The sequence below is a fragment of the Dactylosporangium vinaceum genome (genome assembly GCF_019904175.1).
Lineage (GTDB): Bacteria > Actinomycetota > Actinomycetes > Mycobacteriales > Micromonosporaceae > Dactylosporangium > Dactylosporangium vinaceum.
Genome location: NZ_CP061913.1, coordinates 10,259,305 through 10,283,262, shown reverse-complemented (window position 1 = coordinate 10,283,262; position 23,958 = coordinate 10,259,305). Strand labels below are relative to the sequence as shown.

General features: G+C 71.5%; 22 protein-coding genes. 9 read left to right on the top strand and 13 right to left on the bottom strand.

What is annotated here, in order from left to right:
* Nucleotides 1–19 precede the first annotated feature (19 nt).
* Complete coding sequence (locus tag Dvina_RS46135; protein WP_223097764.1) at nucleotides 20–1,480, top strand: fibronectin type III domain-containing protein; 1,461 nt, start codon at nucleotides 20–22, stop codon at nucleotides 1,478–1,480.
* Between the two features lie 90 nt (nucleotides 1,481–1,570).
* Here the strand turns inward: Dvina_RS46135 and Dvina_RS46130 are convergent, their stop codons facing one another.
* The gene (locus Dvina_RS46130; RefSeq protein WP_246655766.1) at nucleotides 1,571–2,389 is read right to left on the bottom strand and encodes an alpha/beta fold hydrolase; all 819 of its coding nucleotides are present in this window, start codon (nucleotides 2,387–2,389) and stop codon (nucleotides 1,571–1,573) included.
* Nucleotides 2,390–2,514: 125 nt separating this feature from the next.
* Here Dvina_RS46130 and Dvina_RS46125 point away from each other — a divergent pair, with 125 nt between their 5' ends.
* Nucleotides 2,515–3,291 (top strand): VanZ family protein, encoded by a 777-nt coding sequence (locus tag Dvina_RS46125; RefSeq protein ID WP_246655765.1) that lies wholly within the window; start codon nucleotides 2,515–2,517, stop codon nucleotides 3,289–3,291.
* Here Dvina_RS46125 and Dvina_RS46120 read toward each other — a convergent pair.
* From Dvina_RS46120 to Dvina_RS46105, 4 genes are all read right to left on the bottom strand, one after another.
* Nucleotides 3,276–5,225, bottom strand: a complete 1,950-nt coding sequence (locus Dvina_RS46120) for a hypothetical protein (protein ID WP_223097762.1) — start codon at nucleotides 5,223–5,225, stop codon at nucleotides 3,276–3,278. The two genes, Dvina_RS46125 and Dvina_RS46120, sit on opposite strands and share 16 nt — an antisense overlap.
* A gap of 85 nt (nucleotides 5,226–5,310) precedes the next feature.
* Complete coding sequence (locus Dvina_RS46115; RefSeq protein WP_246655764.1) at nucleotides 5,311–6,273, bottom strand: alpha/beta hydrolase; 963 nt, start codon at nucleotides 6,271–6,273, stop codon at nucleotides 5,311–5,313.
* A gap of 70 nt (nucleotides 6,274–6,343) precedes the next feature.
* On the bottom strand, nucleotides 6,344–7,285 hold the full coding sequence (locus Dvina_RS46110) for a helix-turn-helix domain-containing protein (RefSeq protein ID WP_246655763.1): 942 nt from the start codon (nucleotides 7,283–7,285) through the stop codon (nucleotides 6,344–6,346).
* A gap of 241 nt (nucleotides 7,286–7,526) precedes the next feature.
* Nucleotides 7,527–7,997: an iron chaperone gene (locus Dvina_RS46105; protein ID WP_223097760.1), complete on the bottom strand. Its 471-nt coding sequence runs from the start codon at nucleotides 7,995–7,997 to the stop codon at nucleotides 7,527–7,529.
* A gap of 179 nt (nucleotides 7,998–8,176) precedes the next feature.
* Between Dvina_RS46105 and Dvina_RS46100 the strand changes: the two genes are divergently transcribed.
* Nucleotides 8,177–9,979: a hypothetical protein gene (locus Dvina_RS46100; protein ID WP_223097758.1), complete on the top strand. Its 1,803-nt coding sequence runs from the start codon at nucleotides 8,177–8,179 to the stop codon at nucleotides 9,977–9,979.
* A 44-nt stretch (nucleotides 9,980–10,023) separates the two neighbouring features.
* On the opposite strand, the gene Dvina_RS46095 is transcribed toward Dvina_RS46100, so the two are convergent.
* The 5 genes from Dvina_RS46095 to Dvina_RS46075 form a co-directional block, all read right to left on the bottom strand.
* Nucleotides 10,024–11,721 (bottom strand): glucuronyl esterase domain-containing protein, encoded by a 1,698-nt coding sequence (locus Dvina_RS46095; RefSeq protein ID WP_223097756.1) that lies wholly within the window; start codon nucleotides 11,719–11,721, stop codon nucleotides 10,024–10,026.
* 144 nt (nucleotides 11,722–11,865) lie between these two features.
* Entirely contained in the window at nucleotides 11,866–12,837 is a 972-nt protein-coding gene (locus Dvina_RS46090) for an NAD(P)-dependent alcohol dehydrogenase (protein WP_223097754.1), read from the bottom strand.
* Nucleotides 12,834–13,790 carry a permease prefix domain 1-containing protein gene (locus Dvina_RS46085; protein ID WP_223097752.1) on the bottom strand — a complete coding sequence of 319 codons (957 nt, stop codon included), beginning with the start codon at nucleotides 13,788–13,790 and terminating at the stop codon, nucleotides 12,834–12,836. The genes Dvina_RS46090 and Dvina_RS46085 overlap by 4 nt, the downstream gene beginning before the upstream one ends.
* On the bottom strand, nucleotides 13,787–14,146 hold the full coding sequence (locus tag Dvina_RS46080) for a PadR family transcriptional regulator (protein WP_223097750.1): 360 nt from the start codon (nucleotides 14,144–14,146) through the stop codon (nucleotides 13,787–13,789). The genes Dvina_RS46085 and Dvina_RS46080 overlap by 4 nt, the downstream gene beginning before the upstream one ends.
* Nucleotides 14,147–14,340: 194 nt before the next feature.
* Complete coding sequence (locus Dvina_RS46075) at nucleotides 14,341–14,994, bottom strand: macro domain-containing protein (protein WP_223097749.1); 654 nt, start codon at nucleotides 14,992–14,994, stop codon at nucleotides 14,341–14,343.
* An 80-nt stretch (nucleotides 14,995–15,074) separates the two neighbouring features.
* On the opposite strand from Dvina_RS46075, the gene Dvina_RS46070 reads away from it, so the two are divergent.
* The gene (locus Dvina_RS46070; RefSeq protein WP_223097738.1) at nucleotides 15,075–16,640 is read left to right on the top strand and encodes an ADP-ribosyltransferase domain-containing protein; all 1,566 of its coding nucleotides are present in this window, start codon (nucleotides 15,075–15,077) and stop codon (nucleotides 16,638–16,640) included.
* 1 nt (nucleotide 16,641) lies between these two features.
* On the opposite strand, the gene Dvina_RS46065 is transcribed toward Dvina_RS46070, so the two are convergent.
* Complete coding sequence (locus Dvina_RS46065) at nucleotides 16,642–17,841, bottom strand: beta-ketoacyl-[acyl-carrier-protein] synthase family protein (RefSeq protein WP_223106093.1); 1,200 nt, start codon at nucleotides 17,839–17,841, stop codon at nucleotides 16,642–16,644.
* Nucleotides 17,842–17,866: 25 nt separating this feature from the next.
* Entirely contained in the window at nucleotides 17,867–18,430 is a 564-nt protein-coding gene (locus Dvina_RS46060; RefSeq protein ID WP_223097735.1) for a TetR/AcrR family transcriptional regulator, read from the bottom strand.
* Nucleotides 18,431–18,670: 240 nt separating this feature from the next.
* Between Dvina_RS46060 and Dvina_RS46055 the strand changes: the two genes are divergently transcribed.
* From Dvina_RS46055 to Dvina_RS46035, 5 genes are read left to right on the top strand one after another with little or no spacing between them, the layout of a single operon-like run.
* Nucleotides 18,671–19,027, top strand: a complete 357-nt coding sequence (locus tag Dvina_RS46055) for a hypothetical protein (RefSeq protein ID WP_223097733.1) — start codon at nucleotides 18,671–18,673, stop codon at nucleotides 19,025–19,027.
* A gap of 1 nt (nucleotide 19,028) precedes the next feature.
* Nucleotides 19,029–20,342, top strand: coding sequence for a glutathionylspermidine synthase family protein (locus tag Dvina_RS46050; RefSeq protein ID WP_223097731.1), 1,314 nt, complete (start codon nucleotides 19,029–19,031; stop codon nucleotides 20,340–20,342).
* Nucleotides 20,343–20,355: 13 nt separating this feature from the next.
* A complete protein-coding gene (locus Dvina_RS46045) occupies nucleotides 20,356–21,216 on the top strand; it encodes a DUF350 domain-containing protein (protein WP_223097730.1) in 861 nt (286 codons plus the stop codon).
* Nucleotides 21,217–21,723 (top strand): GNAT family N-acetyltransferase, encoded by a 507-nt coding sequence (locus tag Dvina_RS46040; RefSeq protein WP_223097729.1) that lies wholly within the window; start codon nucleotides 21,217–21,219, stop codon nucleotides 21,721–21,723.
* A 7-nt stretch (nucleotides 21,724–21,730) separates the two neighbouring features.
* Nucleotides 21,731–21,925 (top strand): hypothetical protein, encoded by a 195-nt coding sequence (locus Dvina_RS46035; protein ID WP_223097723.1) that lies wholly within the window; start codon nucleotides 21,731–21,733, stop codon nucleotides 21,923–21,925.
* A gap of 91 nt (nucleotides 21,926–22,016) precedes the next feature.
* On the opposite strand, the gene Dvina_RS46030 is transcribed toward Dvina_RS46035, so the two are convergent.
* Nucleotides 22,017–23,825, bottom strand: coding sequence for a PH domain-containing protein (locus Dvina_RS46030; protein ID WP_223097721.1), 1,809 nt, complete (start codon nucleotides 23,823–23,825; stop codon nucleotides 22,017–22,019).
* Between the last annotated feature and the right edge of the window lie 133 nt (nucleotides 23,826–23,958).

Here is a 23,958-nt window from a genome sequence, read left to right as displayed (position 1 = left end):
CGTCGGCGCGATTGTCGCCATGGCCCCGAGTACGTCGGCGACCGCGGCGCCTCCGCCGGTCGCCGTCATCACGCGGATCGCCGGCAACGCCAGCGGGACGACAGGCTCGGCGGTGGCGGGGCCGGCGTTGAGCTCGCCGCTGAACTACCCGTACGAGATCGGCCGCGACGGCGCGGGCAACCTGTACTTCGTCGACTACGGCTCCAAGCGGGCCTACAAGATCGACGCGGCGGGCACCATGACGATCGTCGCCGGCGACGGCACCACCGGGGCCATCGTCCCGGGTGTCGCCACCGGCTCGCCGTTCCAAGCGCTGCAGGGTCTCGCCGTCGACAGCACGGGCAACGTGTACCTGGCCGACCCGGCCAGCCGGCGCGTCGTGAAGATCGACCAGGCCGGGCAGCTGTCCTACTTCGCGGGCAACGGCTCGAACGGCGCCGTGGTGCCCGGCCCGGCGACGAGCACGCCGGTCCCGATCCCGTACGCCCTGACCACCGACACGGCCGGCAACGTCTACATCGTCAACTCGACGCCGAAGAACGTGTACAAGGTGACGCCGGGCGGCGTGCTGAGCATCGTGGCGGGCACCGGCGGTACCGGACCCAACGTCCCCGGCCCCGCGACGTCCTCGCCGATGAGCCCGAACAACGTGGCCACGGACGGCGCCGGGAATCTTTACATCGCCGACACCACCTCGTGCGACGTGCTCAAGGTGACCCCGGGCGGGACGCTGAGCATTTTCGCCGGGAACAACTCGTGCAGCGGCACCATCACCGACGGCGCCGCGACCGCGACCACCCTGCGCCACGCCAACGGGCTGGCCGCCGACTCCGTCGGCAACGTGTACGTCTCCAACTGGGACACCGGCCAGATCTCGAAGATCACCCCGGCCGGCCAGCTGACAGTCATCGCCGGCACCGGCACCTACGGCCTGCCCACGTACAACGGCCCGGCCCTGGCCTCGTCGATGCGCCAGTCCGAGGGGCTCGCCGTCAACGACGCGGGCGTGGTGTTCGCCGCGCACAGCGACAACAACACGATCGACCGGATCGGGCCGGCGACGCCGAGCGCGCCGCGGGACGTGCAGGCGGCGGTGTCCGGGACCACGCTTACCGTGTCGTTCGAGCCGCCGGTGGACGCCGGCACCACACCGATCACGGGCTACGAGGTGAGCCTCGACGCCGGCGCCACCTGGACGACACTCGCCACGACCGCCGCGGGCGGCCGGCGTACGGGCAACGTCTCCGGCGTCACGGCCGGCACTGCGTATCAGGTTCAGGTCCGTGCGGTGAACGGGTCAGGCGCGTCCGACGCCGGAGCCGGTTCGGCCGTGCCGACCGCACCCGTGGCGGCGGCGCCCGGCGGCGGGCTGGCCGTGACCGGCGACGCGACGAGCACGACGGTAGGCATCGGCGTGCTCCTGCTCGTGGCGGGCCTCGGCCTGCGCCGCCTGGTCGGCCGCCGCCGAGCGGGCCACTGAGCTCAACTGTCCCACCATGCAGCTGGGCATCGTCCGCCGAACCGGACGGTGCCCAGCTCGCGTCTCGGAGGCCGGCCGCCGGCGCGTGGTTCAGTGCGCGACGAGCCAGTCCAGCGCGTCGCCGTACGCCGCCATGACCGACACGTGCCCGTCGCCGGGCCGCTCCCACCGGGTGGCCTTCGGCAGCGCGGCCATGAGCCGATCGGCGTTGGCCGGAGGCACCATCCGATCCCCGTCGCCGTGGATGATCAGCACCGGCACCGCGATGTCGGCCGGATCGAACCCCCACGGTGACACGAACGCCATGTCGTCGTCGACCTGCCCGTCGGGCCCGACCGCGGCGGCCCGGCCGGCGTCCTCGCCGAGGGCGCCCCACGCGCCGTTGAGCGTCGCCCAGTCGGCGTCAGTGAACACCGCCGGATCGAACTCCGCCCGTTCCGCATGGCGCAGGCGGGCGTCGCGCCCCTCGAGCGCCGCCCGGAGGGCCCGGTCATCGGCCATGTCGGCAAACCACGAAGCATCTCCGGTGTACTGCGAGAGCCCGGCAAAGGTCGCCGCGGCGCTCACCCGGTCCGGCAGCAGGGCCGCGCAGGCGAGCGCGTGCGGCCCGCCCCCGGACGCGCCCATGACCGCGAACCGCTCGACACCGAACGCGCTCGCCACCGCCGCGGCATCACCCGCGGCCGAAGCGACGTCGCGTCCCGGGACCAGCGTCGACCCGCGGTACCCCGGCCGCGCATATGTCACCAGACGCAGCCCCCGCTGCACGGCACCGTCGAGCAGCGGCGCCAGAATCGCCCCGGTGTGCGGCGTGCCGTGGTGCCAGAACACCACCGGCCCGTCGCCTTCGCTGTCGAAGGCCCGCAACGTCCGGCCGTCCGCTACCTGAACATCCCGCTCGATCACCATCCGCCGATCGTAGACACCGCCTCCCTCCACCGCAGACCCTCCGCAACGTACTGATCCCGATGTGAACCGGGCGTTAGCAAAAATCCTTACGCTGCCGAAACATCGCCTCCGGTTGAATCGGGAGCGTGAACCACAGCGCATCCTCGTCGACATCGATCCGCCGGATCGGCCTCGTCGTCCTCGCGGTCCTCGGCCTGGCCGGTGTCCTGTACGCCTTCCGGCGCATGGCGCTGATGGCCGCCCCGGTCTGCCTGGCCGGGCGGTGGCACGGATGCTTCGACACCGAGAACGGCCTGGTGCTCATGACGCTTGTCCTGGCGCCGGTGAGCGGGCTCATCGTGTGCGCGCTGGCCGGGCTGCGGCGGGCGCTCGGGGTGCCCGGCGCCTGGCGGCTGTCGCTGGCCGAGGTGGGCATGGTGCACGGGACCGTGCCGTTCCTCTGGATGACCCTCATGCCGGGGCCGGGCGCCGGCGTCGTGCCCGGGCGGGTGAGCCTCGTGCCACTCCGCGACCTCGTCACCATGGGCTGGCCCGGGATCGTCGGCAACCTGCTGGTCTTCGCGGCGCTCGGCTTTTTCGGGCCGCTGCGGTTCCCGGGGCTGGCGTCGGTGTCGCGGGTGCTGCTGCTGGCGGGGGCCTGCTCGGCGCTTGTCGAGGTGACGCAGTACGTGTGCCGCCTCGACCGCGTGTCCTCCGTCGACGACGTCCTGCTCAACGCGGCCGGGGCCGGGCTCGCGGCGCTTGCCTCACGACACTGGTGGCGCCGGAAAAGCGGCAGCCAGAGCGGCGACCGGACCGGCAGCCAGAGCGGCGGACCTGCCTCGCGAACGACGACGAGAGGCAGGTCCGAACGCTCCGAAACCGGCGAGCGGCAGGTCCTGGCCGGTCAGGCGACCCAGTAGGAGTACAGGTCGGCGCCGTCGACGGTGAACCGGAACCGCACCTGCTGCCCGGCCAGGCTGGACAGCGAAACCCCGCTCGCCCACGTCACCGTGGCGTCGAGCTGGTCGCCGGTGACGGGGTTGGCGGTGGCCACGACGGTGCCGGAGGAGTTGAGGACCTCGACCTTCACCAGGCCACCGGACATGACTGCGGTGTTGAGGTGCAGGGCGCTACCCGTGAAGGAGACCGGCTTCGTGGTCACCGTGCCCGGCTCGTCGCCCGCGTTGCGCAGGGAGACGAACCCGTCGCGGCGCCAGGTGGCCAGGCCGATCTTCGCCGTCTGGCCGGGGCCGCCGCCGTGGTCGACGTTGAAGCCGCCGTAGTACACCGAGACCGTGGACGCGGTGGTCTGCAGCGTGCTCGACGTGAAGATCATCGAGTCGTCCCACGCGCCCTGGTCGCCGAGGGGGAGGACCGGGTCGCGGGCCGGGCGCGACCAGCGCAGCAGGTCCTGGTCGCGCGACGTGGCGAGCTGGGGCACGATCGGGCCGCTGCCCGCGTTGTTCGCGCCGCTGTCGACGATTGTGAACATCCACGGCATGGCCAGGTAGACGCCCTCGTAGGGGTAGACCGGCATGCCGTACACCTGAGACTCCAGGCCACCGGCACCGCGGGCCGCCTCGTCGTCGCGGTAGTCGCCCTCGACGGCCATCCGCGGCGCGCTCCAGGTGACGAAGTCGGAGCTGGTGGAGACCCAGGCCATCCGGTCGTTGGTGCCCGGCGACGCGGAGATGTCGACGGTGCGCTGCTTGGTGGTGGCGATGAACCGGTTGCCGGCCGCGTCCAGGCTCACGTTCGACACGTCGCCGTAGGGCAGGACCGGGGCGGTGCCGAACTGCGTCCAGGTGATGCCGTCCGGCGAGAAGAACGCGTAGTAGCCCATGGTCGCGTGCGTGGCGTCGGCGGCGATGTAGGTGAGCATCTTGTACCGCCGCGCCGGGTCGGTCGCGGCGGCGTCGTAGATGACGGTGCCGCCCTTGTCGCCCACGATGTTGTTGGCCGTCGAGCCCTCGAAGGTGTACTTCCCGAGGTTGGGCTTGGTCCACGTGATGCCGTCGGTGCTCGTGGCGTAGCACAGCAGGTAGGCCAGTGTCGCGTTGTAGCACGTGTACCACATCTTGTACGCCGCGCCCGGGCTGCCGGTGACGACCGAGCCGTAGATGTAGTCGCTGCTCTCCCACGGCTGGTCCGGGACGATGACAGGCGTGGCCCGCTTCACGGCCGGGTGCACCTTGCGCCCGACGTTGACCGCCGACTCGATGCGGTAGTCGTCGGTGAACAGTTCGCGCGTCGTCCCGAGCGCCGCCGAGTAGGCCGGCGCGGCGGCGACCAGGGAGGCGTCGTCGACATAGGTGACGCCCTGCACGCTGGTACCGCTGTAGATGAGCACCGCCGCGTGCACGGTCCCGACCGGGGCGGTGAGCGTCACCGTGGCCTGCTGCCAGGAGGTACTGAAGGCCGGGGTGGTCTGGCTGACCCCGATCCGCGCATTGGCGGCGTCGTAGAACTCCAGATAGAGGGACGCCTCGGTGCCGGAGGCCCCCTTGAACCAGGCTTTCGCGGTGTAGCTCACCCCGCCGTACGCGCTGACGTAGTGCCTGACGTAGATGTTGTCGGCCTGCGTGGCGTCGGTGACCCGCAGCGCCTCCCAGCCCCCGTGGCGGTTGGCCTCGGTGCTGATGAGTATCGCGTCGTTGGCCCCGCTCTTCGTCATCGTCCAGCCGACCGGGTGCAGCGCCTGATCGCCGACGTCGAACGAGGGGTTGGCCAGCAGATTGCCGTCGACGGCCACGGCCGGATCGGGCAGTGGCCCACCGGCCGCCGGCGAGCTGCCGAGCGGCACGAGCGCGAGCGCGGCCAGTCCGGCAACACCCAGCGCGATGGAACGTTTCACACGTGGGAGCACTCGGGTTCTCCAAACACTCAAGGGGAAACGCGATGCCTCCACCCCACGTGAAACTTCGTTCCATGTCAATACATCAACCGCAGAGCTGGTCGCGCAGGAAGGTCAAGATTTCACGGCGCGCGGGTCGGGCGGCCGGGACCAGGCCGGGTGTGCTCAGGAACGCGTGCGTGGCCCTCGGATAGCAGGAGAGCCGGGCCGCGGTGCCGGCCTGCCGCAGCCGCTCGGCGTACCGCGCGCCGTGGTCGGCCACCGGGTCCAGCTCGGCCGTGACGATGAGCGTCGGCGGCAGCCCCCCGAGGTCGGCGAACAGCAGCGGCGACACCGTACGCGGGTCCAGCGCCGGCGGCAGGCTCAGCCTCCGCGACACGCGCAGCCGGGACAGCGAAAGCGTCGGGCTGTCGGCGTGCTCCGCGACCGACGCGTAGTCGCCCCACGTCTCGCTCCAGTCCGTGGCCGGATAGTTCAACACCTGCGCGCGCAGCGACGGACCGTCCGCCCGGGCCCGCAGCGCGACGAGCGCCGCGATCATGCCGCCGGCGCTCTCGCCCACGACCGCGACGGCCCCCGTGTCGACGCCCCATTCGGCCGCCGAGCCGACGATCCGGGTGAGCGTGTCGAAGCCGTCATCCACAGGCAGAGGCAGCGGGTGTACCGGTGCGAGCCGGTACTCCACCGAAACGACCACCGCGGGCAGGCGCGCGGCCAGGTGACTGTTGAGCCAGTCGTTCTGCGCGGCCGTCCCGCCGATGAAGCCGCCCCCGTGGAACGAGACGACAAGCGGCAGCCCCGTCCCCTTCGGCGCGGCCCGCTTCGGCCGGTGCACCCGCAGCGACAGCCGCCGCCCGGGGAGCTCGATCGCGACAGTCTCCACGCGGGCCCGCCGATCCGGAAACCCGGTGACGACCCGCCCGGCCCGTGACGCCGCCACCCGGTTGGCCCTATCCCGGGCCGCGATCACCTGCTCATTGCTCATGACCTCCCAGTCGTGACCGTCCCGGAGGATGCGGGTACCCAGCGGAGCGCGGCCAAGCTTCATGCCGCCAGCATCGACCGTCCGCCACCCACCGTCTTGCAAAAAAGTTCCGCCCCGATGCAGGCGCCGAGCCTCAGCCGGCGGCGGGCCAGGCGACGTCGTCGACGGCGAGCCAGGGTGCGGTCGCCAGGGCTGTGGGTGTCAGGCCGGTGAACGCCATGACGTCCCGGCAGAGGTGGGACTGGTCGGTGAACCCGTGGTCGGCCGCGACCCGGGCCGGAGCCTCCCCGGCGGCCAGGCGGTGCGCCACGTTGTCGAACCGGATGAGTGTGGCCGCCCGCTTCGGGGTCAGGCCGACCTGAGCCCGGAACCGCGACCACAACCGCTTCCGGCTCCACCCCACCGCGTCGGCCAGCCCGTCGACCCGCACCTGCCCACCGCTCGCCACCATCCGCTCCCAGACGTAGGAGACCTCAGGGTCCAGCGAGCGCGCCGCCTCGTACCGCCCGGCCAGCACCGCCTCCATGACCGCGAACCGCTCCTCCCACGACCCGGCCGCCCGCAACCGCTCCCGCACCCGCCCCGCGTCCCGCCCCCAGAACTCCTCCAACGCGACGACCCCCACGCTGCCTTCCACACCAGCCGCCGCCCCGGCCCTGGCACCGCCTTCCGCCCGGTCCGCACGCCCGGCCCCGGCAACACCTGCCCAGTCCGCACGCCCGGCCCCGGCAACACCTCCTGCCCAGTCCAAGCGCCCGGCCCTGGCAACGCCTCCTGCCCAGTCCGCGCGCCGGGCCTCCGCCCCACCGCCACCCAGGCCGCCGAGCACCGCGCGCGCGGTGGCCGGCGAGAGCCGCACCTGCAGCACCTCGATATCCCGCCCGCAGCCACGAATCCGCCCGGGCTCCATCCCGAGCACAACCCCGCCCCCGTGCCGCCGCTCACCCCGCCCGTCATCGACGAGCAGCGCGGCACCGAAGTCGATGAACAGCGTGACCGCCGGATACGGAATCACCTGCATGTCGATCGCCGCGACCCCTCGGCTGCGAAACCCGGCCATGCTGACCCCGGGCATACCGACTCCAGCGCTCCCGACTCCAGCGCTCCCGACCCCAGCCGCCCGGGCCCCGGCGACACCGGCCAAGGGCCCAGTCACGCGGGCCCCGACCACACCGGCCCCCACGGCGCCACGCCGGCCCGGCGCGACCTGTCCAGCCGGGACGGCCACGTCCACCACGGCCCCGGCAACGCGCACGAGCTCCCCGGATCGCACCCGTCCATCGTACGAGTCCGGGCGTCGAGCGACCCCGGGTCGCTCAGCTCACCGCCTGCTTGATGAGCGTGGCGATGCGCGACTCGACGGCCGGCGTGAGGGCGTTCACGGCGTACGCGACGGGCCAGAGGTCGCCGTCGTCAAGGGCGGCGTCGTGGTTGAAGCCGAGCGTCGCATAGCGCGTCTTGAACTTGGTGGCCGGCTGGAAGAAGCAGATGGACTTCGGGCCCTTGTAGTAGGCGGGCATGCCGTACCACAGCTTCGGGATCAAATCCGGGGCGGTCTCCATGATGAGGGTGTGGATGCGTCCGGCCATGTCGCGGTCGGCGGGCTCCATCTCGGCGATTTTGTCCATCATCGCCTGCAGGTCCTCGGCCGCCTTGTCGGCCTTCGAGCCGCGCCGGGCGGAGGCGCGGACCTCGGCGGCGTGCTCTTTCATCGCCGCGCGCTCTTCGGCGTTGAAGGCCGAGGACGAGCCCGCGGAGGTGGTGGCGGTGCGCTTTTTCGCTGGCATGACGGAAAATCCCCTAACTGGCGAAACCGAGCAGGATCGGGACGTTTCCCATGCTAGAAGTACCCCCGCCGGCTCTGCTTCTTGAAAACTGATCGAAAAACGGGTCAGCGCCGCCTGGCGGCCATCGCTTACGCTCGCAGCCGTTTCATCCTCACCCTCCACTATGGAAGGGATGTCCCGTGCGCAGAATCCTGCGGGCGGCGTTGCTCACCACGACGCTCACGGCCGCCGCATCGGTCGTGGTGAGCAGCCCGGCCGACGCCGCCGAGCCGCATTACAACCTCACGCCGGCGTTCATCGCGTACACCGACGCGACCCAGCCGAAGACGACCACGTTCTATCCGACGGGTGACCTGCCGGTCGGCACGAACACGCTCATCGACCAGAAGGTGCACAAGACGCGGGTGTACTTCGGCTTCGACGTCAACGGCGTCCAGCGCGCCCGGCTCAGCTCGTCCCACCTGGTGCTGAGCGACCGATCGAGCGACTGCACCAAGCCGAAGTCGCTCTACGCGCAGCCGACGAACGAGTTCGCCGCGAACAACACCTGGCAGAAGCCCCCGAAGGCGGCCGGCTCGGCGGTGAGGCCGGTGTTCGAGGGCTCCGGCTGCCTCCAGCGGGTCACCTTCGACCTGACCGCCGGGCTGGACAAGGCCCTCGCGGTCAAGTCGAGCCGGCTCTGGGTCGAGGTGGCGGTGCCGGACGTCGACGAGAGCCGGCCGACGTCCGGGCAGTGGCTCGGGCAGAACGACTTCCACCTGCAGATCGAGCTCACCAACAAGCCGCCGGACAAGCCGGTGAAGACGCGCTACGACAGCGCGCTCTGCAGCGCCGGGACGCACTACTCGGCCTCCGACTTCACCGTGTACGCCGACCAGAGCGACCCGGACACCAACCCGAGCGACGGGCTCAAATCCGAGATCGAGTACTGGCCGGCGGCGGACCCCGCGCACCGGACGGCGGTGACGACGTTCCAGGGCAGCGGTGGTGACGGCGTCTTCGGCTTCGGCAGCATCCCCGGTCGCACGCTGGCCGAGGGCGCCTACGCGTGGCACGCCCGCACGTACGACGGGCGGGCCTACTCGCCGTGGAGCGCCGACTGCGCGTTCGTCATCGACCGCACGGCGCCGAACGTTCCTACGGTGTCCTCGGTGGAGTTCCCGGAGAACCCGCCGGCCCCGACCGGCGGCCCGGCGGTCGAGGGCACGTTCGTGGTCGGTCCGAACGGCTCGACCGACGTCGTCGGCTACCGCTACGGCGGCCGGTTCGGGGGGACCTACGTCGCCGCGAACCCCGACGGCACGGCCACGTTCAAGTACCGCCCGTTCGGCGTCGGCCCCCAGACGCTCACCGTGACCGCCTACGACCGCGCCGGCAACTCGGCCCAGAAGCAGTACCAGATGAACGTCCGGGACGTCTCGGTCTCGGCGTGGTCGATCGCCCAGGTGCCCGACCCGGCCTCGTCCGGCGTCATCGTCACGATGCACTTCACCAGCCAGGTGGGCAGCGGGCTGACCCGGGTGCGCTACTCGGCCGACGGCGGTGAGGTCCGCACCGCCACCTTCGGCGCCGACGGCATCGTCGACGCCCCGCTGCCGGCGCTGCGGATGGGCGAGCACGAGCTCACCTGGACCGGCCTCGACGACAGCGGCACCGAGTACTACACGGTGACGTCGTACTTCTTCGTCGTCGACGAGCCGAGCGTCGAGTCCGACGGCGTCTACCCGATCGAGGGCAGCGGCGGCGGCGTGGGCCAGGAGGGCGTCTTCACGGTCTCGCCGTTCAACGTCCACGGTGCCCAGAGCGTGGAGTACTCCACCAGCCAGGACAGCACCCACGTGCTCGTCCCGGTCGACGCCGACGGCCGGGCCCGCATCCACTGGACGCCGGCGGAGTCGGGCTCGACGTACTTCTACGTCGCAGTCCGCTACGCCGACGGCACCATCTCCACGTACCACAGCTTCTCGGTCACGGTGAACTGAGCGCGACGGGCGGGCCGGGTGCGTCCCGGCCCGCCCGTGCCGCGTCAGCGCGCGGTGCAGCCCGTGGTCAGGCCGGTGCCCGTCCCGGTGCCCTGGAACCCGAACTCGGTGTATTGCCCGGCCGGGACCGCGCCGTTGTACTGCACGTTCGTGAACTGCACCGCCCCGCTGTCGCCACTGCGGTTGGCGTTCCACGCACTCGTGATCGTCGCGCCGGACGGCAGCGCGCCCACGACGGTCCAGCCACTGATGCCCGACGCGCCCGCCGTGACCCGGATCGTGGCCACGAACCCGCCCGTCCACTGGTTGACGGAGGCGGTTGCGGTGCAGCCGCCGCTCGTCGATGTCGACGGCGATCGCGAAGGACTCGTCGATGTCGACGGGGATGTCGACGGGCTTGTCGATGTCGACGGAGATGTCGACGCGCTGGTCGATGTCGACGGAGATGTCGACGGGGAGATCGATGTCGACGGGCTCGACGTGCTGCCGCTCAGGGTCGGCGTCGTCCAGTCGCGCCACTCGGCCAGGTTGCCCGCCGCCTTGCTGGAGATGTGGAAGGAGCCGGGCGAGTTCCCGGTCTTGGTCAGGTACTTCTGGATGTTCTGCTGCAGCGGCGCGCTCCACTCGGGCCGGTTGGCGCAGTGCGTGCCGTTCTGGATGTCCGACCAGTAGGTGATGTTGTCGCCGGCGCCGAGCGCCCTGTACACCTCCGCCCCGCCGAGCGCGGCCACGCTCGCCGACTTCGGCCCGAGGTTGACGATGTGCGGGTTGTCCATGATGAACAGGCCGCGCGGGGCGACCATGGCCACCATCTCGTGGGTGTCCACCGGGAGCCGGGCCGGGCTGCCCGTGAACGAGCCGAACGCGTCGCCGAGCCACGGCTGCTCGCCGTATGCGCTGCTGAGGCTCTGCGCGCCCTCGCCCGGGATGCCGCGGAAGATGGGCACGCCGCCGCTGCCGGACTCGATCGGCATGGTCAGCTGGATGCGCTGGTCGAACGCGCCGATCACGAACGCGCCCTTGCCGAAGCGGGAGCAGCCGGTCACGCCCGTCGCGTCGCCGCGCAGGACCGTGCCGCCGGACTGCTCGAGCACGTCGATGATCCGGCTGACGCCCCACGCCCAGGCCATGAGCAGCCCGGTCGGGCTGTTGGCGCCGTAGATGCTGTAGAACGCGCCCTGCTTGTTGGTGCGCGGCGTGCCTTCCTTGCCCACCGCGTAGGGGTCGTAGTTGATGACCGCGGCGCCCGCGGCCTTGATGGCGGCGGTGTCGGCGCCGAAGCCGCCGAGCACGACGACCGCGGGGAACGGCCCGTTGCCGCTCGGCGCGTCCACGCTCGCCGAGAAGCTGGAACTCTTGCCGGCGTTCGAGACGTTCACGGTGATCGAGGTGCGGCTGACGGTACCGGTGACGCTCTGCGGTTTTGCCGGCTTCTCGCCGTAGCCGAACTTTTCCGAAAGCTTCTTGATGAGCTCGCGCTGACAGGTCCAGTCGGACTTGGTGGTGATGCGGGAGCCGTCGAGCTTCTTGAAGGGGTCGGGCAGCTTCGCGCTGGTGGGCAGCGAGCCGGCGTCGGGCAGGGCGGGCACCGCGCAGTTCGCGCCCTCGTCCTCGACACCGGCACTGGCGGCGCTGGCGACGGTGGTGTGCACGACGAGTGCACCCGCGCCTGCGACAAGGGCCGCGACCGCGAGGCCGACGAGCGTCAGGCGGGCCGCGGGGCGGCCCGAGCTGATCTTCACCAGGGCTCTCCTTCCGGATGGGTCCGGTTGGGGCGGGCCGGATGTAAATATTGCGCCGAGGGTCAGGCAATATTTCGAAGGCTGTCAAGGTGACTGTCGGTCAGCGCAGGCCGCGCCCGGTCCGGGTCGTGGAAGTTGCAGCGGTCAGACGGTGAGCACGATCTTGCCGCGGGCGTGCTCGGTCTCCATCGCGCGCAGCGCGGCGGCCGTCTCGGCGAGCGGCAGGACCCGCTCGATCTCGGGCCGCAGCCGGCCGTCGGCCACCATCGCGGCCAGGGTGGTCAGGTCGGCCGGGTCGGGCCGGTTGAGCAGCACCTTCACCTTCCCGCGGCGCCAGATGGACCAGGTCAGGATGGTGGCCAGGCGGGGGAGCGGGCCGAGCACGGGGCCGCCGGTGCCGTTGGACCCGATGAAGACGCCGCGCTCGGTCAGGACGCCGAGCATGCCCGCGACGGTGTAGCCGCCGGCGAGGTCGATGACGGCGTCGTAGCGCTCGGCGCCCCTGGTGAAGTCGTCCCGCGTGTAGTCGATGACCTCGGTGGCGCCGAGGGCACGGGCCCGGTCCGCGTTGCGCGGGCTGCACACGGCGGTGACAGTCGCGCCGGCCAACCGGGCGAGCTGCACCGCGAACGTGCCGACGCCCCCGGACGCCCCGTTGACGAGCACCTTGCATCGCCGATTTTCGTCGACGTCGACTGTGCTCAGTGCCCGCAATGCCGTGGTGCCGGACACCGGAAGGGTCGCCGCCTGCTCGAACGTCACCGCGGCCGGCTTCGCGGCGAGCCTGGCCGCGGGCACGGCGACGAACTCGGCGAAGCCCCGCTTGCTCGTCTCGCACAACACCGCGTCGCCCGGCGCCCAGTCCGGCACACCGGGGCCCGCCAGCTCGACGGTCCCGGCGACCGCACGGCCCGGGATCGCCACCTTCGGGCGGCGCACACCGAGCTGCAGGCGGGCGATCCGCGGCTCACCGTGCAGGTCGACCCGGTCGCCGTGGTTGAGCGCGGCCGCGTGCACCCGCACCAGCACCTCGCCGGCCCCGGGCACCGGCCGCTCGACCTCGGCGAGGTGCAGCACACCGGCGTCGCCGTACCGGTCCTGGACTATCGCCTTCACGACCGCCGCCGGGCCAGCTTGAGGCTCTCCAGCACGGCGCTGCCGACCGACAGCGCGCCGGCGATCACGAGCCCGTAGTTGATCCAGCGGACCACGCCCGGGCCCCAGCCGGCGGCCTCGGCGAACGCCGGGTTGACGATGTGGTCGCCGGCCGCCAGCCAGACCAGCACGAGCGCGCCGCCGACGTTGACCAGGGCGCCGGCCAGGGCCCGCGGGACGCTCCAGCGAACGTGGTACTTCGCGAAGGAGGCGGCGAGGTTCGCGACGCCGAGGGCGATGAAGAGGTACACCACCCCGGTCTTCCAGAGCCAGGGCGCGAACATCGCGATCGGCTCCCCGTCGGCGTCGCGCAGCGGGCTGAGGCCGGGGGACAGCAGGATGAACGTCGAGATCAGCACGAGCAGGAGGGTCTCGGCGGTCAGCTCGGCGTTGCGGGCGCGCCGGCTCGGCTGCTCCGGCAGCGCCGCCGGGGTCCAGGCCCGGCTCAGCGCGGCCCGGGAACCGGTCCGCTCCAGCAGGACGAAGACGAGCGTCGTCCAAAAGGCGACGTGAACCGCCGTGTTGATCGCGGCCCCGGCGGTCGCCACGATGACGTCAGTCGCCGTGCTGTCGCTGGCCAGCGTGCGCATGAGCCCGGTGAAGCCGGCCACCGCCGGCACGACGACGGCGAGCAGGGTCGTGAGCAGGCGCGTGTAGTCCAGGAACAGGTCGGGGCCGACGAGCTGCAGCGGGCGATCGGCGTAGCCCGCGGCCAGGCGGGCCGGGTCGCCGAGGTCGGTGAGCACCGCGCGCTCGGCGTCCGGGAGCTCGGCCCCGGTCTCGACCCGGTCCTCGATGGCGTCGGCGATCGAGGCGCGCAGCTCCTGCTCGATGTCGGGCCGCTGGCGGGCGGGCAGCCGCCGCAGTGTGGCCTCGACGTAGCGATCGGTGAGGGTGGTTGTCGCAACGGTCATGACTCGCCGCCTTTCGGGACGGTCGCGTTGTCGGTGAGGGCGTTGAATGCGCTCGTGAGCTGGCCCCAGTCCGCCCGCAGGGCTTCCGCGAGGGCCGCGCCGCGGTCGCTGGTGCGGTAGAACTTCCGGGGCCGCGACTCCTCGGTGTTCCAGTCGCTGGTGAGCAGCCCCTGCTTCTCGAGCCGGCGCAGGAGCGGATACAGCGTGTTGGCGTCAACGGCAAACCCGCTGCGCTCCAGCGTGTCGAGCAGCGCGTATCCGTAGTTCGGCCGCCCGAGGATCAGCAGGCACGCGAGCACGACCGTGCCGCGCCGCAGTTCCTGAAGGTGGCCCGAGACCAGTTCATCGTCGAGCATGCATCACACGATAGTGTGTGTCACACACTATTGCAACAGACGACACCCTTGTGGCGCGGGCCCGCCCCGGTGCCCGCGCCGGCAGTCACTCCTGAGCGCCTGCTCAGAAGTCCTGTCCGTCACCCCAGCGACTGTCGCATCGACGGCCCGGCCGTCTGGGTCGGCCCAGCGGACAGGACTTCCGGCAAGGTGCTTCAGCGGCGGCGCCGGGCGGCCGGCGGCGTGATGCGGACCCGCTCGCTCGCCGGTCGCGTCTCGATGTCACCGAGCTGCTCGGTCACTGTCTGCTGCAGCTCCGCGTAGTCGTCGAACGTGCTCTCGCCGAACAGCGTGTAACCGGCCCACATCAGGTTGGCGCACACCTGCGGCGGCACCTTGCCGGTCGCCGCGCCCATGCCCACGAGCGCTACTGACGAGATGCTCCCCGGCGCCCGCTCGTTCTGCATGTGTACCGCCTGGAAGGCCGCCGCACACGCCAGCGCGACGTTGAGCGTGTGCCGCACGTTCTCCGCCTGGGCGTGCATGGTCGGCGTGGAGATGAGGAACTTCGGGTTGGCCGCGCCCGACGGCACGCAGACCGCGGCCCCGATCGGCAGTGCGGCGCCGAAGCCGTCGGCGATCGCGCGCTGGACCCGCAGCTGGATGCCCGGCCCGAGCTGCCGCAGGATCGCCGCGTCGACCCCGCCGCTCATGATGCCGTGCGAGTTGGTCGGCGTCACCCACGCGTCGACCTGCTGGTTGAGGATGGAGCCCTTGGTGATCTCGACGGCGGGCTCGTCCGCGAACGCCGACATCAGGGCCTGGACCACTTTGGCGTTCACGTCACACAGCACGACACGTACGGTCATGGCGTCCCTCCACTTTCGTTCGGGTTGAGCGCACCCGGTACGGTGCGCGATGTCCACAGTGGAACTTGGGGGAGGGTACATTGAGCGACACCGACGACCCGCTGGGCCTGGCCGCGCTCTTCGCCGGCGGAGGCGAGCCGTGGCTGCCGCTGCTCAAGCCGATCATAGAGGCGCAGGGCAACGCGGCGCAGTTCATCGGCCCGGGCCGCGACCCGCAGATCGTGCCGGTGCGGGAGCTGACGTTCCAGGCGCTCAAGCCCAACCCGCCGGACAAGTGGAAGGTCGTGGTCTTCGGGCAGAACCCGTATCCGCGGCCGGAGAGCGCGACCGGCATCGCGATGTTCGACAACACCTTCCACGACTGGGCCGACAGCCAGTTCGGGCGGGTCGTGAGCATCCGGTGCATCATCAAGGCCGCGGCGATGTGGAAGTACGGCATCCCGAAGAAGACGCCTATCGCCGACATCCGCAAGCTGCTCAAGGACCGCGAGACGGTGCCGCCGCCCGAGTGGTTCTCGTCGATGCTGACCCAGGGTGTGCTGCTGCTCAACGCGTCGCTGACGGCCAGCGCCGACGGTGCCCTGGGCATCGATCAGCACACCGGCTTCTGGCGCCCGGTCGTGGAGCGGCTGGTCGAGGAGATCCTGAAGGCCAAGCAGAACGCCGCCTCCGAGGAGGACCGCGGCGTCGTCTTCGCCTGGTGGGGCGCGCACGCGCGGGGCCTGAAGAGCCTGGTGGTGCGCCTGCAGAAGCGGTACCCCGGGGTCGCGGTGCGCCACATCGACCACCCGAACCCGGCCGCGCAGGGCGACATCTTCTGCGACAACGAGCACTTCGCGACGGTCAACGAGGCCCTGCGCTCGCTCGGCGTCGACGAGATCGACTGGCTGCCCAGCGCGGGCTGGAACGCGGCGCAGGACGAGACGGCCGACCGGATGGGCGCGTTCATCACCTCGACGATGGAGCTGCACAAGCTCTATCTGGAGCGGCTGGAGAGCGTCAAGGACGAGGGCCTCGCGCTTCCCGTCATCACCGGCGTCTTCGACACCCCGCTCATGGACTTCCGCACGGCGATCGCCCCGGCCGCCTCGGTGCTGCGGGGCCTCGACTGGCACGTGGAGGCGTCCCAGCGCTTCGGTGAGAAGCAGGGCTCGCCCGAGCTCTCGGCCGACGAGGTCGCCGCGCTGTACCTGTACACCTGCGAGTCGGCGTTCTACCGCCAGATCAACGCCACCCTGCGCAGTCCTGACCGCAGCCGCCTGTCGCCCTACCTGCCGTACCTCCGCCTGCTCTTCTCCGCCGTTTCGAAGCTCCCCGCCCGGCGCCAGCCGCTGTGGCGCGGCGTGCGGATGGACCTGCGCCGGCAGTACCCGCTCGGCCAGACCGTCACCTGGTGGGGCGTGTCGTCGTGCACGTCCGACGTCGGTGTGGCGAAGGCGTTCATGGGCGGCAGCGGCAAGCGCACCCTCTTCGAGGTCGAGCCCCTGCGCGCGGTGGGCATCCGCAGCTACTCCGCCTTCACGGGCGAGGAGGAGTTCATCCTGACCCCCGGCACCCAGCTGACGGTGACGGACGTGAAGGCGGAGCGCGGCGGCCTGTGCACGGTGAAGCTGACCGAGCTCGAGGAGCAGAGCCAGGTCGTGTAGCTCAGCTCGTGAACAGCAGCGACACGTTGAGGCCCCCGAAGCCGAAGGAGTTGCAGACCGCCGCCCGCATCGCCAGCTCGCGCGGCCGGCCCGCGACGACGTCGAGCGCCACTTCGGGGGCCTTGTTCTCCAGGTTGAGGGTCGGCGGGATCACGCCGTGGGCCACGGACAGCAGCGTCACGATGCTCTCCACCGCACCCGCCGCCCCGACCAGGTGCCCGAGCGCGGACTTGGGCGCGGTCAGCACCACGTCGTCGCCGAGGGCCTGCCGGATCGCCACCGCCTCGCCCACGTCGCCCACGACCGTCGACGTGGCGTGGCAGTTGACGTGGGCCACGTCGGAGGGCTGCAGTCCGGCGTCGGCGACCGCGCGGCGGATGGCCCGGACCTGGCCGGCGCCGCTCGGGTCGGGGCCCGTGATGTGGTAGGCGTCGGAGGTGACGCCCACACCGGCCAGGCGGCCGTGGACAGTGGCCCCACGGGCGGCGGCGTGCTCGGCCCGCTCCAGGATGAGGATGCCGGCGCCCTCGCCCATCACGAACCCGTCGCGGTCGGCGTCGAACGGGCGGGAGGCGCGCAGCGGGTCGTCGTTGCGCTTCGACAGCGTGCGGGCCTGGGCGAAGCCGGCCAGCGTGAGCGGCGTGATGGCCGCCTCCGAGCCGCCGGCGATCACCATGTCGGCTTCGCCGGCCCGGATCAGGCGGGCGCCCAGCGCGATGGCCTCGGCGCCCGACGCGCAGGCCGAGACCGGGCAGTAGACGCCGGCGTGGGCGCCGAACTCGATGCTCACCCAGGCGGCCGGGCCGTTGGGCATGAGCATCGGCACGACGAGCGGCGACACCTTGCCGGGGCCCTTCTCCTCCAGCAGGTCGTCCTGGGCCAGGAGAGTGTTGACGCCGCCGATGCCGGTGCCGATCGCCACGGCCAGGCGGTCGCCGTCCACCTCGGGCGCGCCCGCGTGCTGCCACGCCTGCTGGGCGGCGACAAGGGCGGCCTGCTCGCAGCGGTCCATCCGCCGGGCCTGGACCCGGGTCAGGAGCGTGTCCGGCGAGACGGCCATCCGCGCGCCGATCGTGACAGGCATCGTCTCGGCCAGGTCGCCGGGTAGGAGGTCGTCGATGCGCCCGACGCCGGAGCGCCCCTCCAGCAGACCCTGCCACAGCGTGTCCACATCGCCACCGAGCGGCGACAGCGCACCCATTCCGGTAATGACTACGTCCACGCCATTACGGTACGGGCCACGTCGACAGAGCGCGATCGATCGCTTCCAGCACGAGGGTCCAGCTCGCGTCGAGGCGGCGGGCGTGATGAAAACCGCCGTCCGTCTCCAGGTGGGTGAAGCCGTGCATGGTGCTGTACACGAACCGCACGGCGTCCACGGCCCGGTCCTCCTCCAGGCCGTAGCCGCGCAGCAGCGCCGCGCACCCGCTGACGATCCGCGCCTGCGCCGCCGCGCCGTCCGCGTCGTTCAGCGGCCGCACGGTCGCCGCGTAACGCCCCGGATGCGCCACCACCCAGCCCCGGTACGCGGTGCCGTAGGCCATGAGCGCGGGCCGCCCGGCCCGCCCCTGCAGCGCCTCGCCCAGCAGCGTGGCCAGCTCGTCGGTGGCCAGCGCGCCGACCGCGTCGAGCAGATCGGGCATGCCCCGCACGTGCTCGTAGAGGCTCGGCACCGCCACGCCGAGCCGCCGCGCGAGGGCGGTCATCGTCACGTGGTCGATGCCCACCTCGTCGGCCAGCTCGAGCGCGGCGGTGCACACGTGCGCCCGCGACAGCCCGGCCCGAACCATGCCCCAAAATTACCCGCCGACGGCGAGATCCCGCGCGGCCGACCCGGTGCGGCCGGGCCACGGCGGCGTACGGCTGTCATCACATCGGATCTCCTCGATCAATCTATCGAGCTGATCCGATGTCTGGGGTCGCTACGGGCATTTTGTCCAGCTGGAGACCAGCGGAAAGGATCCGACCGTACAGTCGCGCGACTTGCCTAGGTCATTTACCGTGCTAAGGCACACCTGAGGGAGCAGACCATGAGGCGATCCACTTCGGTCCCGCTGGGCCGAAGCTACCTCGCGCTGGCGGCGCTGGCCACAACCGGCGGTCTCGCGGCGTGCAGCCGGCAGCAGCAGACCTACTGTGCCGACCAGAACGGGGTGGTTGTGCCCGACGCGCGCTGTGACGACGGCTCGCCCGGTCACTACTACTACACCGGCAGTTACGGCCGCGGCCGCTCGCCCGGCTACCGGCTCAGCGGCGGCAGCCGCGTGTCCTCGACCGACTCGATCGGGCGGTCCAACGCCGGTCTGCCGTCGACCGGTCACGTGGCCAACGGCACCACCCACTCCGGCGGCTTCGGCAGTGGCAGCAAGGGAAGCTCGGGTAGCTGACATGCGCCGACTCGACAACGGAGTGGTCCGGCCGGACTGGCGGCAGCAGCTCGCCACGCAGGGCATCGTGTACAACAACGAGATGCCCGCGCCGGACGGCGGCACCATGTCGTACTGGCGGGAGGACTCGTTCTACGACTTCACCTCGGCCGAGATCGACGCGCTGTCCACGAGCGCCGCGACGCTGTTCGAGATGTGCGTCGCGGCCGGCGACTTCATCATCGACCACAACATGTTCCAGCTCCTGGGCATCCCGGAGTTCGCCTGGGACCAGATCAAGCGCACCTGGTGGGACGACGAGACCGAGCCCGGCGGGCGCAGTAAGGGCGACTTCTCACCGAGCATCTTCGGGCGCTTCGACATCCGCTACGCCGGGGAGTACGCCGGCAAGCCGCAGTTGCTGGAGTTCAACGCCGATACGCCGACGTCCCTGCCCGAGGCGGCGGTGGCGCAGTGGTACTGGATGCAGCAGACCGGCCAGGGCAAGGACCAGTGGAACCAGCTCCACGAAATGCTCGTTGCGGCCTGGGCCCGCAACCTGCAGCGCCTCCGGCAGGCCCGCACGCATCTGCTCAGCCCGATGACCATCCACTTCGCGTGCGACCGGGAAGAGGAGAGCGGCGAGGACCTCTTCAACACCGAATACATGATGGAGACGGCGCGGCAGGCGCTCGAGCCGCTCGGGTACCGCACCAAGTTCCTCTACATGGACGAGATCCGGGCCGGTGACGTGCAGGCGGGCGACCGCTTCTACGACTCCGAGGGCCAGCACATCGACGCCATATTCAAGCTGTACCCGTGGGAGTGGATGCTCGGCGAGCAGTTCGCCAAGCAGTGCTTCCGGGACATGAGCGACCCGCGCCGGGACAGCACGGTCTGGATCGAGCCGCCCTACAAGATGCTCTGGAGCAACAAGGGCCTGCTGCCCATCCTCTGGCACATCTACGGCGACGACCCCGAGAAGCGCGACCTGCTCCTGCCCGCGTACTTCGAGTCCGAGCGCCCGGCCTGGATGACCTCGTACGTCCGCAAGCCCCTGCTCGGCCGCGAGGGCGCCAACGTCTCGATCATCGTGGATGGCGTCACGAAGACCAGCACTCCCGGCGAGTACGGCGGCCCGTTCGTGTGCCAGGCGTTCGCGCCGCTCCCGGCGTTCCCCGACCGCCGGGGCGTCGAGTGGCACCCGGTCCTCGGCGTCTGGATGATCGACGGCGAGCCGGCCGGCCTGGGCATCCGCGAGAGCGCCGGGCTCATCACCGACAACATGAGCAACTTCGTACCGCACACCATCGACCACAGCGGCATTAGCAGGTAGTAGGAGAGACGGCATGAACGCAACCGCCGCCACGATCGCGGTGCTCCAGGTGCTCATCGTGATTTTCGGCGTGGGCGGCGGATGGTGGCTGCTCAACGCGGTCACCTCCTTCGACGACCATGACGAGCTGTGGGAGCGGGCCAACTGGGGGTACCTCGTCCAGCGCGTCGGCTTCGTCGCCGTCCAGGTCATCGGCGTGTCGAGCCTCATCGGCCAGGACCTGACCAGCTGGACCTCCCTGGCCTGGGTCGGCGGCGGGATCGTCTGGGCGACACTGCTGGCCAGCGTCGGCTTCCTGATCACCGACTGGATGATCCAGCGCACCCGGGCCACCCGGCTGGACTCGCTCAACACCATCCCGCTCTCCATCGGCCTGGTCCGCCTCGGCTTCTACCTGGGCCTGGCGCTCGTCGTGCGGGCCACGTTCGTCGGCCACGCGCCCGACCTGCGCACGTCGCTGCTGTCCACGCTCGTCTTCACCGTCGCCGGGATCGCTGGCCTGGTGATCGCGTTCCACCTGCACGGCCTTGTCGCGCACGGCAACCTCCGGCTGTCAATGGTCCAGGGCGGGGTCACCGAGGCCCTCGAGTCCGCCGCCGTCCTCACCGCCGTCGGCCTGATCCTGTACGGCGCGATCGCGGGCGACTTCACGACGTGGCCCGAGAGCCTGGCCGGCTTCGGCGCGGCCCTCGGGATCGCCTACGTGGGCCTGTACATCGCCCGGTACCTCATCGACTGGTTCGTGCTGACCGGCGAGTGCACGCTCAAGACGATCCACGCCCAGCAGCAGAAGGGCGCCGCCGCGCTCCTGGCCTTCCTGCTGGTGATGGTCGCGCTGCCGATCAGCGCCGCCATCAACCTGTACGTCGAGTAGATGACGGTCCTGACCACCGAGCGTCTCCGCCTGCAGGAGATGGCCGAGGCCGACCTGGACGACTTCGCCGCGATCCTGGGCGACCCGGCGTTCATGCGGTTCTACCCGCGCCCGAAGACGCGCGCGGAGACGCTCGAGTGGATCATGCTCAATCGGCGGCGGTACCGCGAGCACGGCCACGGCCTCTGGAAGCTCACCCGGCTCGCGGACGGCGCGTTCGCGGGCGACTGCGGCCTGACCATCCAGCGCGTCGACGGGGTCGACGAGCTGGAGCTGGGTTACCACGTGGCGCCCGCGTTCCAGCGCACCGGCCTGGCCACGGAGGCCGCCCGCGCCTGCCGCGACTGGGCCCGCACCTCGCTCGGCGCCACCCGTGTGATCGCCATCATCCACCCGGACAACCTGGCCTCACAGCGCGTGGCCCTGAACGCCGGCCTCACCCTGGAGAAGCGCACCACGAACTACGGCCCCGGCACAGAGGTCATGATCTTCGCCACAGCGCTGTAATTCCTACATGACGCAGCGTTTGCCGTCACTCTTCCGGGGCATATGCACAGGCATGGAAAGCGCGGTGCTCAGCAAGGACGTTCGGGACCAGTCAACGAACAACACCGAGCCAGAGGACGCTTCGGACGACCTGTTCTGGATGCCGGCCGAGTCCGGCACCTCGGTCGCCGGCCCGCTGGCTGACGGACGATTCATCCTCTAGCCGGTCGAACCCCCCGCGTCGGGCCCACCCGCCCGATGCCCTCGAAAAGCCCGGCGACCCGCTCGCCGGGCTTTCGACGCTCAAGGGCCCGCTACTTGTCGAACAGGCCGGCCAGCAGCAGTGCATACAGCAGCGTCTCGGCCGCCCACGTGAGGTACAGCAGGGCTGGGGCGGGCGGGGCGACCGGGGCCGGCGGCAGCGACACCACGTCGCGGACCCGCTCGCGGGCCCGGGCGGCGGCGCGCTCGGCCGCCAGGCGCAGCGCGCCGGACAGCTGCAGGCCGGTGCGCTCGTCGCCGGACAGGAACCGGGGTAGCAGCGCGTGCTCGCCCCGTGCGGTCACGACCAGGCCGGCGCCGTGGTGGTCGGTCTCGATGGTGACGGCACCGTGGCGATCGGCGCGGACGGCGTGGACGTCGGACCAGACCAGCAGGCGGGCGCCGATGCTGCCGACGACGCTGAGGCCGGCGCCGTTCCAGGCGACCCGGGGGCGCAGGAGCAGCCGCCACCCGGACAGGCAGGCGATCGCGGTGACGGGTGCGGTGACCGCGACCGCGCCCCAGTAGGGCAGCACCGGCAGCAGTCGCCACAGCACGATGAGGAACGGCCACGAGGAGGCCAGCACCACCGCGTAGCCGGAGAACCGGTTGTGCCGGTGCGTGTGCACGGTCTCGGGGTCGGCCGCCACGTCCTCCGGGCGCAGCGCCAGGATCTCCTCCGGCCGCAGGGGCAGCCGGGCGGCGTCGGGGACGGTGCCGGGGTCGTCGAGGTCCGGGTCGGGGGCGGGCCCGCCGTACGCCGGGGCGAAGCGGCCGCTGCGGGCCGGGCCGCGCGGCACGAGGAGCTCGCCGTCGACCGCGACCGCGCACCAGTGGCGCTGGGCCGGGACGCCGAACAGGATGCCGGGGCGGATGTCGTCGGAGCCGTGCCGGGACAGCGCGAAGAACTCGACGAGCGCCGGCTCGCCCGGCCGGGCATCGGTCGCGTAGACGGCCACGCGACCGCCGAGCGCCCAGACGTACACCTCGGTCGCCGGCTGTTCGGTCGCGAACAGTGCCCGGGCCGCGACCGAGCGCTCGCGGGCCCGGGCCAGGCAGGCCGCCGCCAGTCCGGCGCCGAGGACGGCCAGCGACAGCCAGCCGCTGGTGTCGTAGGGCTCGCTCACCAGCTGATACAGCCCGTCATCGGCGACCAGGACGGCCACGTGCGCACCGACCGGGTGCTCGCCGGCGGCACCGACAGTGATCCGCACGGGCGACGCGCGGCCCGGGAGCCGGACCTCCAGCGTGTACTCGTCGGGGTGCCCGGTCACCTCCGCCGTCACGCGCTCGGCGGCGGCGAGGCGGTCGTCGGCGCCGGACTGCTCGACGAGCGCCAGAACGGCAACGACACAGGCCCCGAGCAGCAGTGGTACTGCGAGCAGGCGCCACCCCAGCCCGTACCGCGGAAAATGTCCGGGCTTCGGCGGCCGGCGATGCGATGTCGTCGCCGCCCACATCTCCGCGGCGGTGCCGAGGCCGGGCGGGGCGAGCCGGGCGGTCACGAAGGCCAGGACCGTGAGGCCCGCGTCGACACCGGTCAGCCAGGCCGGCGAGGCGAGGCCGGGGTGCGCGACCTGCCAGATCGCGTCGGCGGTGAAGAAGCCGGCGGCGAGCCAGGCGGTGACCGGCAGCGACACGAACGCGACCACCGGCAGCGCGGCGACCAGGCCGAAGAGCACCGCGTTGAGCCAGTCGGGGCCGCACGGGACGGCGTCGGAGCACTCGACGGGCGGGTCGAAGGCGACGTGCAGCGACAGCACCGCGATCGCCGCCACGACCACGAGCAGCGCACGGGCGCGGCGCCAGCGCACGGGGCGCACGGTCCAGCCGAAGACGTCGGCGGTCAGCAGCGGGGTCATTTCCCGCCATTCTTCCGATCGCCCGCGACCGGGGATTCCCCGGGGTCGGCCCGCCAGCTGGGCAGAGAGCGAGATCTGCACGATTTGTACCCGTGGACCAGTCGAGATGTTCCCTGTAACGTCCCTTCGTGAA

What these genes read in the sequence shown, in the direction of transcription:
- Dvina_RS46080 (WP_223097750.1), bottom strand. Translation starts at nt 14,146, where the DNA reads ATGCTCGACGATGAACTGGTCTCGGGCCACCTTCAGGAACTGCGGCGC.
- Dvina_RS46135 (WP_223097764.1), top strand. Translation starts at nt 20, where the DNA reads ATGGCCCCGAGTACGTCGGCGACCGCGGCGCCTCCGCCGGTCGCCGTC.
- Dvina_RS46035 (WP_223097723.1), top strand. Translation starts at nt 21,731, where the DNA reads ATGACGCAGCGTTTGCCGTCACTCTTCCGGGGCATATGCACAGGCATG.
- Dvina_RS46050 (WP_223097731.1), top strand. Translation starts at nt 19,029, where the DNA reads ATGCGCCGACTCGACAACGGAGTGGTCCGGCCGGACTGGCGGCAGCAG.
- Dvina_RS46045 (WP_223097730.1), top strand. Translation starts at nt 20,356, where the DNA reads ATGAACGCAACCGCCGCCACGATCGCGGTGCTCCAGGTGCTCATCGTG.
- Dvina_RS46105 (WP_223097760.1), bottom strand. Translation starts at nt 7,997, where the DNA reads ATGCCAGCGAAAAAGCGCACCGCCACCACCTCCGCGGGCTCGTCCTCG.
- Dvina_RS46110 (WP_246655763.1), bottom strand. Translation starts at nt 7,285, where the DNA reads ATGCCCGGGGTCAGCATGGCCGGGTTTCGCAGCCGAGGGGTCGCGGCG.
- Dvina_RS46055 (WP_223097733.1), top strand. Translation starts at nt 18,671, where the DNA reads ATGAGGCGATCCACTTCGGTCCCGCTGGGCCGAAGCTACCTCGCGCTG.
- Dvina_RS46115 (WP_246655764.1), bottom strand. Translation starts at nt 6,273, where the DNA reads ATGAAGCTTGGCCGCGCTCCGCTGGGTACCCGCATCCTCCGGGACGGT.
- Dvina_RS46075 (WP_223097749.1), bottom strand. Translation starts at nt 14,994, where the DNA reads ATGACCGTACGTGTCGTGCTGTGTGACGTGAACGCCAAAGTGGTCCAG.
- Dvina_RS46060 (WP_223097735.1), bottom strand. Translation starts at nt 18,430, where the DNA reads ATGGTTCGGGCCGGGCTGTCGCGGGCGCACGTGTGCACCGCCGCGCTC.
- Dvina_RS46040 (WP_223097729.1), top strand. Translation starts at nt 21,217, where the DNA reads ATGACGGTCCTGACCACCGAGCGTCTCCGCCTGCAGGAGATGGCCGAG.
- Dvina_RS46085 (WP_223097752.1), bottom strand. Translation starts at nt 13,790, where the DNA reads ATGACCGTTGCGACAACCACCCTCACCGATCGCTACGTCGAGGCCACA.
- Dvina_RS46030 (WP_223097721.1), bottom strand. Translation starts at nt 23,825, where the DNA reads ATGACCCCGCTGCTGACCGCCGACGTCTTCGGCTGGACCGTGCGCCCC.
- Dvina_RS46130 (WP_246655766.1), bottom strand. Translation starts at nt 2,389, where the DNA reads ATGGTGATCGAGCGGGATGTTCAGGTAGCGGACGGCCGGACGTTGCGG.
- Dvina_RS46065 (WP_223106093.1), bottom strand. Translation starts at nt 17,841, where the DNA reads ATGGGTGCGCTGTCGCCGCTCGGTGGCGATGTGGACACGCTGTGGCAG.